The sequence below is a fragment of the Pseudomonas sp. PvP100 genome, from assembly GCF_017833055.1.
GTDB classification, from domain to species: domain Bacteria; phylum Pseudomonadota; class Gammaproteobacteria; order Pseudomonadales; family Pseudomonadaceae; genus Aquipseudomonas; species Aquipseudomonas syringae.
The window spans coordinates 938,996-953,138 of the sequence record NZ_JAFIBO010000001.1 but is presented as its reverse complement, the minus strand read 5'-3'; the positions used below and the strand labels follow the sequence as shown (position 1 = coordinate 953,138).

Genomic DNA, 14,143 nt, shown 5'->3' with positions numbered 1-14,143 from the left:
GCATGAGCGCAAAAGTATGGCTGGTGGGCGCAGGCCCAGGCGACCCGGAATTACTGACCCTCAAGGCAGTGCGTGCCTTGGCTGAAGCCGACGTAGTGCTGATCGACGATCTGGTCAACCCCGCAGTGCTGGAACATTGTCCGGGAGCGCGGGTCATCGCGGTCGGCAAGCGCGGCGGTTGCCGTTCGACGCCGCAAGCGTTTATCCATCGCCTGATGCTGCGCTATGTCCGTCAGGGCAAATGCGTGGTTCGCCTTAAAGGCGGCGATCCTTGCATCTTCGGACGGGGCGGTGAAGAGGCTCAATGGCTGCAGGAGCGCGGTGTCGCCGTGGAACTGGTCAACGGCATTACAGCGGGTCTTGCCGGTGCAACACAGTGCGGCATTTCGCTGACCCTGCGTGGTATTAGCCGTGGCGTGACGCTGGTCACCGCTCACACTCAGGACGACAGCACCCTCAACTGGCAGGCGCTCGCGCAAGGCGGAACCACCCTGGTGGTTTACATGGGCGTGGCGAAACTGGCGGAAATTCGCGAGAGCCTGCTGGCAGGCGGAATGAGTGGCGAGATGCCGGTGGCGATGATCGAGAACGCTTCGCTGCCGTGGCAGCGCGAATGCCGCAGCTCCCTGAATGACATGCAACAGGACGCAGCCGCTTTCCAATTGAAGAGCCCCGCCATTCTGGTGATCGGTGCGGTTGCCGCGCACAGCAATGAGCTGCTGAATCAAACCCTGACAGACCACGCGCAGCTGAATGCCGGCTGACATCAAGCCCGCCTGAACAGACGCAATGCCAAATCGCAGGCAAAGAAAAGCCCGGCCTAAGCCGGGCTTTTCAGTACAAGCGGCTAATTACTTAGCTTGAGCTTCTACTTCTGCTTCTACGCGACGGTTAACTGCGCGGCCAGCTTCAGTTGCGTTATCAGCAACTGGCTTGCTTTCGCCGTAACCAACCGAGTTTACGCGGCTAGCGCCAACACCGTACTGGTTAACCAGAACCTGTTTAACGGCGTTTGCACGACGCTCGGACAGTTTTTGGTTGTAAGCGTCAGGACCGACGGAGTCAGTGTGACCTTCAACAGTGGTGGTGGTCTGTGGGTACTGCTGCATGAAGTCAGCGAGGTTCTTGATGTCGCCGTAGCTGTTAGGCTTGACTACGGATTTGTCGAAATCGAACTTCACGTCCAGCTCAACACGAACCACTTCGGCAACTGCTGGGCAGCCATCAGCGTCAACGGTAACGTTGGCTGGGGTGTCCGGGCACTTGTCGACGTTGTCGCACACGCCGTCGTTGTCGCTGTCGGAGCACACTTCAGCTACTGGAGCTGGTGCTGCTTCAACTTTCTTGCTGCCGCCACCGAAGTTTACACCGATACCGACGCTAGGCGCCCACTCGGTGTTGCCTTGGTCGATGTTGTACTGAGCTTCAACGCCTGCACGGGCATAGAAGTTGTCAGTGAAGTACAGCTTGGCGCCGCCGCCGATGTTGGCGAAGGTGGAACCGTCACGGCCACGGCGAGCGTCTTGACCGATGCTCTGGTCAGAGAAACCGGCAGATACGTATGGACGCAGCATGTCGCCTGGGTTGTTGAAGTGGTACAGAGCGTCCAGAGCAGTGTCTGCGCCCTTGATGTTCTTGCCGCTGTCGCTACGGACGTTGTGGACTTCGTCGTAGCCCAGACGCAGCTCAACATCGTCAGTCAGGAAGTAGCCAACGGAGCCGCCGAACAGGTTGCCGTCGTTTTTGAAGTTACGATCGCTGTCGTAGTACTCTTTCTTGGCGAAGCCTTCGATTTCGACCGCGCCTTGGCCTTGAGCCAGCGCGCCGAACGAAGTTGCGGCAACAATAGTACCAATGGCCAAGCCCAAGGTGTTTTTCAGTTTCATCCGTTAAATCCCCATCTGATGATTATTAAGCAGTCCCACACATGGGGACAACTCAGCGGCAAGTCTACCAGACCTTGCCAGTTTGTTAGAGATATTTGCACCGTATTAAGTTTCGGCGATTCCCGCAAATTTCTCTCGTAATTTATCTAAAGCCCGCTTGTAACGCATTTTCGTTGCGCTCAAGCCCATGTGCATGATGTCAGCGATCTCCTGGAATTCAAGTTCTGCAACAAAACGCAGGACCAGAATCTCCCGATCGATCGGGTTCACATACACAAGCCAGCGATCAAGTCCGCCCCGTTCTTCAGGTTTGGGCGCCTTTTCTTCCGACGCTTCCTCAAGTGGATCCAGACTCAGCGCGTCCATCAAGCGACGCTTACGCCGTTCCTTCCTGTACTGCGTGATGCATTCATTGTAGGTGATGCTGTACAGCCAGGTTTTAAATTTAGATTTACCTTCAAAATTTTTCAACCCATACAACACTTTAAGCATCACCTCCTGACAGACATCATCAGCATCGCGATCGTTCCCCAGATACCGCGCGCACACGTTAAAAAGTGTTCGCTGGTAACGGCGCATCAATTCTTCGTAGGCCCGCGTCACATTGAACAGCTCAACGTGGGCGCGCGCAACCAGCTCCTCATCTGAGAGCTCGCGTGGGTCGTAGCGCGTCGAAAACGGTTGAGGTTTATTCAAAACAAATCTTGCCGACAGTCAGGTCAATGTCCGCCATGGCCTGTATCGGCAACCTGGCGGCATACATTAGCAGGTTAACCGCTTAACGGCTGCTTACTCTCTGCTCGAGCAGGATGCGGTTGGAAAACGACACCAGCTCCCCCTCGTCTGTCAGTAGCGTTGTCTTGACCGTACCGATTTCCTCGATTTGCCCTTCCGTATCGCCTATCTGTACCTGTTGCCCGACCTGAAACAGCTCGCGGACGTAAATTCCGGCAATGATCTGCCCGGCAATTTCGCGACTGCCGAGGCCCAGGGCAAGCGCCACTGTCAGACCAACGGTAATCAGCGCAATCACAATAACGTGGTTCAGCAGGTCGGTCTTAACCTCCAACTGGCTGATCGCGACCGAAATACTGATGATAATGACCAGCCCCTGGGCAATTCGCCCCAAGCCGGCAGAGTAATCGATCCCTACGCCTTCGGCAGCACCTCGTACCAGGCCATTGACCAGTTGCGCCAACAGCACACCGACCAGCAGCACCAGCGCAGCACCAAATACCTTAGGCAAATACAGCGCCAGCATGTCGAGCGTAGCTGAGACCCGCTGCAGGCCCAATGATTCAGCGGCCGATACGAGGAATATAAGCAGAACGAACCAGTAGACGACCTTGCCGATCAGCGTGGAGACCGGCACCTTGACGCCAGCGCGGCCGATGATCTTGGTCAGGCCGGTACCGCCGACCAGACGATCAAGGCCCAGTTTGGCCAGTAATTTGGAAAGCAGTGCGTCGAGCAGCTTGGCGACGACAAAACCGAGCAACACCACAACCAGGGCGCCGAACAGGTTGGGGATGAAGTTTGCGACTTTGGTCCACAATGCAGTCATTGCAGCAAGAAGGCTCTGGGTCCAGAGGTTCAGTTCCATGCTCAATCAGCCTTATCGATAGAACGCGCACCTGTCGAGGTGCGACGAGAAACGGGAGAGACGTGGGCCGAGCCGTTGTTCACGGCAATCATCAGCGCCTGCGACCAGCGGCCCAGCAACCCGAACAACACACCGGCGCCGACCTGGCGATTGGCGGTCTTCAGGACGCGTCCCAGACATGCGTCATCATCCCGGCTGGAGGATGAAGAATTGAGCATGTCGCGTAAAGATTCTTCAAACGGATCGTGCATCAGGCACCTCACGTAATGTCATTCAAAGACGCGACGCGAAAACAACAAGTCACACAAGCTCACCAAAAAACCATCGAGGCTCACCCTATACCCAACGCAAACGGCGGAACAGCCACCACTGCCCTGCGCCCAGTGCGACGATCAGCAGACAGGCCACCAGAAAGCCGTACGAACTGGCCGAACCCGGAATGCCGCCAACGTTAATACCCAGCAAACCCGTGAGAAAACTCATCGGCAGAAAGATACAGGTAATGATACCGAAGCGGTACATGGTGCGGTTCATGTGCTCGCGCAGGCGCCGGTCCTCGGACTCCAGCAGCAGCCCCACCCGCTCGCGTGTCAGCTCGAGCTCTTCCAGATAACGGGTCAGGCTGTTGTTCAGCTCATTCCAGTAATCAGCGTCGTCATGGGCAAACCAGGACAGCTTGATGCGTGAAAGCTGACCATAAATATCCCGCTGCGGCCCAAGGAACCGGCGCAGGCCGGCAGCGCGTCGACGGATGTGTAGCAGCTTGCCATGCTCGGGATTGTACCGTTCGTCGGCGTCGTTCTTTTCTTCCTCTTCATCGACCAACTCGGTCAGTTCACCCACCAGGTCCTGAACCTTGTCAGTGAGGTGCTGCGCTAGGTGCAGGATCAGCTCCGAGGCGCTCTTCGGGCCTTTGCCCTGCCCCAGCAGCTCAATCAGTTCCTCAGTGGCGCGCAACGGACGCAGGCGCAGCGAGATCACCCGCTGCGCGGCAGCGAAGATACGCACCGAGACCATGTCTTCAGGTTCCGCATCGGGATTCAGATTCACGCCGCGCAGAAACAGCAGCAGCTCCTGCTCCGGCAACGGCAACAAACGCGGCCGGGTGTTCTCTTCCAGCAACAGGTCGCAGGCAAACTCGCTCAGACCGCTGCCGGTGCGCAGCCAGGCATGTGTCTGCGGGTGGCTACGATCCCAATGCAGCCAGAGGCTTTCTTCTGGCTGCAATGCAAGGTCCTGCAACTCGGTTCGAGCGATGAAACGCGCCCCACCCTTACCGTCCAAAACGAGGGCATGAACCAGCCCCCACTGCGCGTTTGCTTCATCGAACATGGATACTTCGCTTATTCCGGCATGGTCAGAGGTGATGGGGAAATGATGACGCCGTTGTTGTCGGCGTACAGGTACTCACCGGGGCGGAACGTCACGCCGCCAAAGGTCACCGGCACATTCAGCTCACCTATGCCGCGCTTCTCGGTTTTCTTCGGATGACTGGCGAGCGCCTGGACACCCAGGTCAGTCTGGGCGATGACATCCACATCGCGGACGCAGCCGTAGATCAACATTCCTTCCCAGCCGTTCTTTGCAGCCTTGTCAGCCAGCATGTCACCCAGCAGCGCGCAACGCAGCGAGCCACCACCGTCGACGACCAGTACCTTGCCCTTGCCGTCGAGCTCGACCTGCTCCCTGACCTTGGAGTTGTCCTCGAAACATTTCAGCGTGACGATCTGGCCACCAAACGAATCGCGGCCGCCAAAATTGCTGAACATCGGCTCCACGACCTGAATCAGGTCCGGATAGGCGTCACACAGATCGGGGGTGAGGTAGTGCATGGGACAACTCCTTTCATCGGCTATTGGGACGCGATTGATACAGACGGTTTAGTGAAACAGACACGACCGGATGAGCCTAACCATAGCGACTTTACCGGCTAACTGCCCACCGCGACCTGAAACTCTGCAACTTGTTCAGGAACCGAGCGCTCGCCAAGCCACTCGATCACGCGTGGCCAGACCTGCTGCTGCGCGGCCTTGCTGACCAGCATCTGCACATGATCGAAATCCTCGCTGAAGCCATGTTCGCGGCTCAGGCAGAGGAATTGCCTGTGTTCGCTGCCGATCTGCTCGAAGAGTTCACGGCAAGCCCACACCGGGTCCTGATGGTCGCCGGCCGCAGCGACAGCCAGAAGCGGCACCTGAACCGCGCTCAACCCTGCCCACCAGTTGTTGTCACGCTCACCGAAACGCCCGAACAACCCGTGCCAGCGCATGCTTTCCAGAACCAGGCCGATCGGCTCGTCTTCCGGCCCGCGCTTGAAACGCGGTCCGGAGATATGCTCGAAGGACCTCAGCAGCCACTTCGCAGACCATTGCAGTGGCGGGACTTTCAGCGGCCAGTAGGTGCGGCTGACCTGGCTGCCGAACAGCGCCACGGACGCTGCAGTATCAGCCCCCAGATACTGACCGCCCAAGGCTGCCGCCAGGCTTGTGCCGCCCAGCGAGTGGCCGATCCAGTGCGGTATCTGGCCACTTTGCTCGACGACGAACGCGGCAATGGCTGGCAAATCGAAACGCGCGTAGTCCGCCACGCAATTGCTGCGATAACTCAGGTTGCGAGCCGACAAGCCATGGCCGCGCATTTCAGGAATCCACACGTCATAGCCGGCCCGCGCCAGATACGCGCCCAGACCGATGCCCTTGGGCGAATACCAGAACCGCCGGTTGGAAAAACTGCCATGCAGCAGTATGACCGGAGTGCCACGCACATCCGGCTGATCGACGCGCCCCAGCCGGGTTACCGCAAGTTCGACACTGGCGTCGGGGCTGTTGGCAGGTTTGAGACGGTAGACGTCCTCGACCAGGTCGCCACGACGCTCGGCGCTGATCAAGGCCACGGGGAAAAGCTGGCTGCTGCTCTGCATATCACTCTTTATCTGGTTTGACAGACGGGATGAAACCACGCGTTCCGGGGTCTCGCGGTGCGCCATAAAAAAGGCGGCTTCCGAAGAAACCGCCTCATTTAAACACCTGAACCACATGACGGCTCAGGCCGCGTTCGCGTCACACTGGAGCCCGGTCGTTTAAGGGCCGTGCCTCAGGTACGTCGCCGCCGGTCAGACAGGCGCCTGTGCCTCGGCAAGGAAGAACCAGGTCTCCAGTACCGAATCGGGGTTCAGCGACACACTCTCGATGCCCTGATCCATCAGCCAGCGCGCCAGGTCCGGATGATCGGAAGGCCCCTGCCCGCAGATGCCGATGTACTTGCCGGCCTTGTTGCACGCCTGAATGGCATTGGACAGCAGCTTCTTGACCGCCGGGTTACGCTCATCAAACAGGTGAGCGATCACCCCGGAGTCACGATCAAGACCGAGCGTCAGCTGGGTCAGGTCGTTGGAGCCGATGGAGAAGCCGTCGAAGTACTCGAGGAACTCTTCCGCCAGAATCGCGTTGGACGGCAGTTCGCACATCATGATGATGCGCAGGCCGTTTTCGCCACGCTTCAGGCCATTGGCGGCCAGCAGATCGATCACCTGGCTCGCCTCGCCCAGGGTGCGGACGAACGGCACCATGATCTCGACGTTGGTCAGGCCCATCTCTTCGCGCACACGCTTGAGCGCACGGCACTCCAGCTCGAAGCAGTCACGGAAGTTCTCGCTGATATAGCGCGACGCACCGCGGAAGCCCAGCATCGGGTTTTCTTCTTCAGGCTCGTAGAGCTTGCCGCCGATCAGGTTCGCGTACTCGTTGGACTTGAAGTCCGAGAGGCGCACGATGACCTTCTTCGGCGTGAACGCGGCAGCCAGGGTACTGATGCCCTCGACCAGCTTTTCGACATAGAAACCGACCGGATCGTCGTAGCCGGCGATACGCTTGTCGACGCTTTCCTTGATTTCCGGTGGCAGCACCGAGTAGTTGAGCAGCGCCTTGGGGTGCACGCCGATCATACGGTTGATGATGAACTCCAGACGCGCCAGACCGACACCGGCATTGGGCAACTGGGCGAAATCAAAGGCACGGTCCGGGTTGCCGACGTTCATCATGATCTTGAACGGCAGATCAGGCATCGCATCGACCGAGTTGGTCTTGATATCGAAGCCCAGCTCGCCTTCGAAGATATAACCGGTGTCGCCCTCGGCGCAGGAAACCGTGACACCCTGGCCATCCTGAAGGGTGTGCGTGGCGTTGCCGCAGCCGACCACTGCCGGGATGCCCAGCTCACGGGCGATGATCGCCGCGTGGCAGGTACGACCGCCACGGTTGGTGACGATTGCGCTGGCGCGCTTCATGACCGGCTCCCAGTCCGGGTCGGTCATGTCCGACACCAGCACGTCGCCGGGCTGGACCTTGTCCATCTCGGACACGTCCTTGATGATGCGTACCTTGCCCGCGCCGATGCGCTGACCGATGGCACGGCCTTCGACCAGTACCTTGCCGGTCTCCTTGAGCAGATAGCGTTCCATGACGTTGGCCGAAGCACGGCTCTTCACCGTTTCCGGGCGCGCCTGGACGATGTACAGCTTGCCGTCGTCACCGTCCTTGGCCCACTCGATGTCCATCGGGCACTTGTAGTGCTTCTCGATGATCATCGCCTGTTTGGCCAGCTCGGACACTTCGGCATCGCTCAGGCAGAAACGCGCGCGATCGGCAGGCTCGACGTCGATCACCTTGACCGAACGACCGGCCTTGGCTTCTTCGCCGTAAATCATCTTGATCGCCTTGCTGCCCAGATTGCGACGCAGGATCGCCGGGCGGCCAGCCGCCAGCGTGTCCTTGTGCACGTAGAACTCGTCCGGGTTGACGGCGCCCTGCACAACCGTCTCGCCCAGGCCGTAAGCGCCGGTGATGAACACCACGTCGCGGAAGCCGGACTCGGTGTCGAGGGTGAACATCACACCAGCCGTGCCGGTTTCGGAGCGCACCATGCGCTGCACGCCTGCAGACAGCGCGACCAGCTTGTGGTCGAAGCCCTGGTGTACACGGTAGGAAATCGCACGGTCGTTGAACAATGAAGCGAAGACTTCCTTGGCGGCACGGATCACGTTCTCGACGCCGCGGATGTTCAGGAAGGTCTCCTGCTGGCCGGCGAACGAGGCATCCGGCAAGTCTTCGGCCGTTGCGGAGGAACGCACGGCCACGGCCAGGTTCGGATTACCCGCAGAGAGCTCGGCAAACGCAGTACGGATCTGGGCGTTAAGCTGCTCGGGGAACTCGGCCTCCATGATCCACTGACGAATCTGCGCACCGGTGCGGGCCAACGCGTTGACATCATCGACGTCAAGGGCGTCCAGCGCAGCATGGATCTGCTCGTTCAGGCCGCTGAGCTCGAGAAAGTCACGGTAGGCCTGGGCGGTAGTCGCGAAGCCGCCGGGCACCGAAACACCAGCACCTGCGAGGTTGCTGATCATCTCGCCGAGGGACGAGTTTTTGCCCCCCACGTGCTCTACATCATGGACGCCGAGCTTATCGAGGGAAACTACGTACTCTACCAAGGTGATCTCTCCACTAACTGTGTTTGTTGTTGGGAAAAGCTCATTCACCTGCGCCACATGCGGTGTGGCTTCAGGCGTGTCTGCCCGGACGTACAGATCGGGCGTTCAAAACCGAGTGTGCAAAACCACGCGTGCAAAAAAGCTGCACCTGCGGGCTCTCATGGCAGGCCAGCACGCCTATGATAGCCAGAATTCGTCAACTGCTTAAGGCCTGGGGCAAAAATGAAACGATCCGCTTTCTTCATCTCGGACGGCACGGGCATCACCGCCGAAACCCTGGGCCAGAGCTTGCTGGCACAATTTGAAAACATTACGTTCAACAAGTTCACCAGGCCCTATATCGACAGCGTCGAGAAGGCGCGGGCGATGGTACAACAAATCAATAATGCCGCCGACAAGGACGATGTGCGGCCGATCATCTTCGACACCATCGTCAATCAGGACATTCGCGAGATTCTGGCGACGTCCAATGGCTTCATGATCGATATCTTTTCGACCTTCCTCGCCCCGCTGGAGCAGGAGCTTAGTTCACACTCGTCCTACTCCGTGGGTAAATCGCATTCCATCGGGCATAACTCCAATTACATGGAGCGCATCGAGGCGGTCAACTTTGCGCTGGACAACGATGACGGCGCACGGACACATTATTACGACAAGGCCGATATCATCCTCGTCGGCGTCTCGCGCTGCGGCAAGACCCCGACCTGTCTGTACATGGCCATGCAGTTCGGTATCCGGGCCGCCAACTATCCGCTGACCGAAGATGACATGGAGCGCCTGCAACTCCCTGCAGCGCTCAAACAGCATCGCGAAAAACTGTTTGGCCTGACCATCGACCCGGACCGTCTCACCGCGATCCGCCATGAGCGCAAGCCCAACAGCCGCTACTCCAGCTACGCGCAGTGCGAATTCGAGGTGCGCGAGGTGGAAAGCCTGTTCCGCCGCGAGAACATCGCACACATCAATTCCACGCATTTTTCGGTGGAAGAAATCTCCGCCAAGGTGCTGGTCGAAAAAGGCGTGGAGCGACGCTTCAAGTAGGCGCTGCGGTCACCCCGTCAAGCTGACGACTTCACTCGCCTGGCTGCGGCACCCGCACCCAGCCTTCCATCAGCACGCGGGCGCTGCGGCTCATCAGGGCCTTGGTGACTTTCCAGTCACCGCCCTCCTGAACGGCCTTGGCGCCGACCCGCAATGTGCCGGAGGGATGGCCAAAGTTGACCGCACTGCGTGCCTGACCGCCAGCGGCCAGATTCACCAGCGTGCCCGGAATGGCCGCCGCTGTGCCGATGGCCACCGCAGCCGTGCCCATCATCGCGTGGTGCAGCTTGCCCATCGACACGGCGCGTACCAGCAGCTCGATATCCTGCGCAGCCACAGGCTTGCCACTCGACGCCACGTAATCGGCGGGCGCAGCGACAAACGCCACTTTGGGCGTGTGCTGGCGTGCGGCAGCTTCATCGATGTTGCCGATCAGGCCCATGCGCAGCGCACCGTAGGCGCGAATGGCTTCCAGACGGGCCAGCGCCTGCGGATCACTGTTGATATCGCCCTGCAGCTCAGTGCCGGAGTAACCGATGTCGGCGGCGTTGACGAAAATCGTCGGGATGCCGGCATTGATCATGGTCGCCTTCAGAATGCCGATGCCGGGCACCTCCAGCTCGTCCACCAGATTGCCCGTCGGAAACATCGAGCCGCCCGCGCCCTCTTCGTCCGCCGCCGGGTCGAGAAACTCCAGTGGCACTTCAGCTGCCGGGAAGGTCACGCCATCCAGCTCGAAATCACCGGTTTCCTGCACCACGCCGTTGCTGATCGGCACATGGGCGATGATGGTCTTGCCGATGTTGGCCTGCCAGATACGCACCACCGCGACGCCGTCCTGCGGAAAACGGCCCGGGTCGACCAGGCCACTGGTAATCGCGAATGGCCCCACGGCCGTTGACAGGTTGCCGCAATTGCCGCTCCAGTCGACAAACGGCTTGTCGATGGACACCTGACCGAACAGGTAATCGACATCGTGGTCGGGCCTGCTGCTGCGCGAAACAATCACGCTCTTGCTGGTACTCGACGTCGCCCCGCCCATGCCGTCGATCTGCTTTTCATAGGGGTCAGGGCTGCCGATGACCCGCAACAGCAGCGCATCCCGCGCCGCGCCCGGAACCTGTGCAGCTTCGGGCAGATCAGTCAGCCTGAAAAACACACCCTTGCTGGTGCCACCGCGCATGTAGGTGGCGGGGATGCGGATCTGGGGTGAATGAGCCATGAATTCGTTGTCCTGTTCGAAGAGCGCGCTGCGCGCTCAAAATTGGACGCAGAGCGTCCAGAAGTGTTTTTCCGCACACTTGGCGCTCCTCACGCTCCAGCGTAGCTACGATGCAGTAGCCTCCAGAAAGTCTTGAGCAAAACGCTGCAATACGCCGCCCGCCTCATAAATAGAGAGTTCTTCAGCAGTGTCCAGACGACAGGTCACCGGCACCTCGACGCGCTCGCCGTTACGGCGTTGAATCACCAGCGTCAACGTCGCGCGCGGTGTGCGCTGGCCGATCACATCGAAGGTTTCGCTGCCGTCGATGCCCAGGGTCAGACGGCTGGTGCCCGGCTTGAACTCCAGCGGCAGCACGCCCATGCCGACCAGGTTGGTGCGGTGAATACGCTCGAACCCTTCTGCAGCAATCACTTCGACGCCCGCCAGCCTGACGCCTTTGGCCGCCCAGTCACGGGACGAGCCCTGCCCATAGTCGGCACCGGCAATAATGATCAACGGCTGCTTGCGCGCCATGTAGGTTTCGATGGCTTCCCACATGCGTGTGACCACACCTTCGGGTTCGATACGGGTCAGCGAGCCTTTTTTGACCTTGCCGTCGACCACTGCCATCTCGTTGACCAGTTGCGGGTTGGCAAAGGTCGCGCGCTGGGCGGTCAGGTGGTCGCCCCGATGGGTCGCGTAGGAGTTGAAGTCTTCCTCCGGCAGGCCCATTTTCGCCAGGTACTCGCCCGCCGCACTGTCGAGCATGATCGCGTTGGACGGCGACAGGTGATCGGTGGTGATGTTGTCCGGCAGCACGGCCAGCGCCCGCATGCCCTTGAGCGTGCGCTCTCCGGCCAGCGCGCCTTCCCAGTAGGGCGGGCGACGGATGTAGGTGCTCATCGGACGCCAGTCGTAAAGCGGCGCGACCTTCGGCCCGCTGTGCTCTTCGATGGCAAACATCGGGATATAGACCTGGCGGAACTGCTCCGGCTTGACCGACGCCTGCACGACGGCATCGATCTCTTCATCGCTCGGCCAGATATCCTTGAGACGGATTTCCCGGCCCTCGGCGACGCCCAGCACGTCGTTTTCAATATCGAAACGGATGGTCCCGGCAATGGCATACGCCACCACCAGGGGCGGCGAGGCCAGAAAGGCCTGCTTGGCATAGGGGTGAATACGCCCGTCGAAATTACGGTTACCGGACAGGACTGCCGTGGCGTACAAATCACGGTCAATGATTTCCTGCTGGATCAGCGGATCGAGCGCGCCGGACATGCCGTTGCAGGTGGTGCAGGCAAAGGCCACGACGCCGAAACCCAGTTGCTCCAGCTCAGAGGTCAGCCCTGCTGCATCCAGGTACAGCGCCACGGTTTTCGAGCCGGGGGCCAGCGATGACTTGACCCAGGGTTTGCGCAGCAGCCCCAGGCGGTTGGCGTTGCGTGCCAGCAGACCGGCGGCAATGACGTTGCGCGGGTTGCTGGTGTTGGTGCAACTGGTGATCGCAGCGATGATCACCGCGCCGTCGGGCATCTGCCCCGGCACCTCGTCCCATTGCCCGGCAATCCCTCTGGCCGCCAGATCGGCGGTGGCGACCCGCGCATGGGGGTTGGAGGGCCCGGCCATGTTGCGTACCACACTGGACAGATCGAAACTCAGCACGCGCTCGTACTGCACCTCGCTCAGACTGTCCGACCAAAGACCGGTGTGCCGGGCATACAGCTCGACCAGCTTGACCTGCTCGTCCTCGCGACCGGTCAAACGCAGGTAGTCGATGGTTTGCGAATCAATCGAAAACATCGCTGCCGTCGCCCCATATTCAGGCGCCATGTTGGAGATCGTCGCACGGTCGCCCAGGGTCAGACTCGACGCACCTGCGCCGTAAAACTCCAGATAGGCACCGACCACTTTCTGCTGACGCAGGTATTCGGTCAGCGCGAGCACCAGGTCGGTGGCGGTGATGCCTGGCTGATGGCGTCCGGTCAGTTCGACGCCGATGATATCCGGCAAGCGCATCCACGAGGCGCGCCCGAGCATGACGTTCTCGGCCTCGAGCCCACCGACGCCGATGGCAATCACACCCAGGGCGTCGACATGTGGCGTGTGGCTGTCCGTGCCCACCAGTGTGTCGGGAAAGGCTACGCCGTCGAGCACCTGCACCACGGGTGACATTTTCTCCAGATTGATCTGGTGCATGATGCCGTTGCCCGGTGGGATCACTTCGACGTTCTTGAACGCCTGCTTGGTCCAGTCGATGAAGTGAAAACGGTCTTCGTTGCGACGGTCTTCGATGGCGCGGTTCTTGGCGAACGCCTGCGGGTCATTACCGTCGGACTCCACTGCCAGCGAGTGGTCGACGATCAGTTGCACCGGAACCACCGGGTTGACCAGCGCAGGATCGCCGCCCTGCGAAGCGATCGCGTCACGAAGCCCGGCAAGGTCGACCAGCGCGGTCTGACCCAGAATATCGTGGCAGACCACGCGTGCCGGGAACCAGGGAAAATCCAGATCACGCTTGCGCTCGATGAGCTGGGTCAACGAGGCATTCAAGGTCGCCGGATCACAACGGCGCACCAGGTTCTCGGCCAGCACCCGCGAGGTGTAGGGCAGCGTGGCATAAGCTCCGGGCTTGAGCGCCTCGACGGCTGCCCGAGCGTCGAAATAATCCAGTCGGGTGCCAGGGAGCGGTTTGCGAAATTCACTGTTCATTGCGGGACTCGATCACGGAGTGTTCGGAATACGGGTGGGGAGCTTCAGCGGCTCCCCTGCCCCCTTTTAGGCTCTGTACGAAAAGTGGCTGCGCTCGGTGATGCTTCGTTAAAAACAGGCTCGGATGCGAGTCCAATCGGAATGCTCATTTACAACACGTAGAGTCGAACGCGACCCCGGCCGTTCCTCGCCTGTTTTTGCCTCGCCTG

At 60.0% G+C, this 14,143-nt stretch carries 12 protein-coding genes; 2 read left to right on the top strand and 10 right to left on the bottom strand.

Features of this window, described 5'->3' with window-relative positions:
• Window positions 1-2 precede the first annotated feature (2 nt).
• Complete coding sequence (cobA, locus tag JOE39_RS04065) at window positions 3-764, top strand: uroporphyrinogen-III C-methyltransferase (protein ID WP_024684475.1); 762 nt, start codon at window positions 3-5, stop codon at window positions 762-764.
• A gap of 87 nt (window positions 765-851) precedes the next feature.
• On the opposite strand, the gene JOE39_RS04060 is transcribed toward cobA, so the two are convergent.
• The 8 genes from JOE39_RS04060 to ppsA all read right to left on the bottom strand — a co-directional run bounded on the left by JOE39_RS04060 (window position 852) and on the right by ppsA (window position 8,977).
• On the bottom strand, window positions 852-1,886 hold the full coding sequence (locus JOE39_RS04060) for an OmpA family protein (protein WP_003392951.1): 1,035 nt from the start codon (window positions 1,884-1,886) through the stop codon (window positions 852-854).
• A 105-nt stretch (window positions 1,887-1,991) separates the two neighbouring features.
• Window positions 1,992-2,582, bottom strand: a complete 591-nt coding sequence (sigX, locus tag JOE39_RS04055) for an RNA polymerase sigma factor SigX (RefSeq protein WP_003315686.1) — start codon at window positions 2,580-2,582, stop codon at window positions 1,992-1,994.
• Between the two features lie 82 nt (window positions 2,583-2,664).
• On the bottom strand, window positions 2,665-3,489 hold the full coding sequence (locus tag JOE39_RS04050) for a mechanosensitive ion channel domain-containing protein (protein ID WP_003315687.1): 825 nt from the start codon (window positions 3,487-3,489) through the stop codon (window positions 2,665-2,667).
• Between the two features lie 2 nt (window positions 3,490-3,491).
• Window positions 3,492-3,740, bottom strand: a complete 249-nt coding sequence (locus tag JOE39_RS04045) for a hypothetical protein (protein ID WP_024649048.1) — start codon at window positions 3,738-3,740, stop codon at window positions 3,492-3,494.
• 85 nt (window positions 3,741-3,825) lie between these two features.
• Complete coding sequence (locus JOE39_RS04040) at window positions 3,826-4,821, bottom strand: zinc transporter ZntB (protein ID WP_210077850.1); 996 nt, start codon at window positions 4,819-4,821, stop codon at window positions 3,826-3,828.
• Between the two features lie 11 nt (window positions 4,822-4,832).
• Entirely contained in the window at window positions 4,833-5,321 is a 489-nt protein-coding gene (gene rraA / locus JOE39_RS04035; RefSeq protein ID WP_003315690.1) for a ribonuclease E activity regulator RraA, read from the bottom strand.
• Between the two features lie 98 nt (window positions 5,322-5,419).
• Window positions 5,420-6,409 (bottom strand): alpha/beta fold hydrolase, encoded by a 990-nt coding sequence (locus JOE39_RS04030; protein WP_024649045.1) that lies wholly within the window; start codon window positions 6,407-6,409, stop codon window positions 5,420-5,422.
• A 192-nt stretch (window positions 6,410-6,601) separates the two neighbouring features.
• Window positions 6,602-8,977 (bottom strand): phosphoenolpyruvate synthase, encoded by a 2,376-nt coding sequence (gene ppsA / locus JOE39_RS04025; RefSeq protein ID WP_004418234.1) that lies wholly within the window; start codon window positions 8,975-8,977, stop codon window positions 6,602-6,604.
• Between the two features lie 222 nt (window positions 8,978-9,199).
• On the opposite strand from ppsA, the gene JOE39_RS04020 reads away from it, so the two are divergent.
• On the top strand, window positions 9,200-10,018 hold the full coding sequence (locus JOE39_RS04020) for a pyruvate, water dikinase regulatory protein (protein ID WP_003347114.1): 819 nt from the start codon (window positions 9,200-9,202) through the stop codon (window positions 10,016-10,018).
• A 31-nt stretch (window positions 10,019-10,049) separates the two neighbouring features.
• On the opposite strand, the gene prpF is transcribed toward JOE39_RS04020, so the two are convergent.
• A complete protein-coding gene (prpF, locus tag JOE39_RS04015) occupies window positions 10,050-11,240 on the bottom strand; it encodes a 2-methylaconitate cis-trans isomerase PrpF (RefSeq protein WP_210077852.1) in 1,191 nt (396 codons plus the stop codon).
• Window positions 11,241-11,345: 105 nt separating this feature from the next.
• Window positions 11,346-13,934: a Fe/S-dependent 2-methylisocitrate dehydratase AcnD gene (acnD, locus tag JOE39_RS04010; RefSeq protein WP_210077854.1), complete on the bottom strand. Its 2,589-nt coding sequence runs from the start codon at window positions 13,932-13,934 to the stop codon at window positions 11,346-11,348.
• Between the last annotated feature and the right edge of the window lie 209 nt (window positions 13,935-14,143).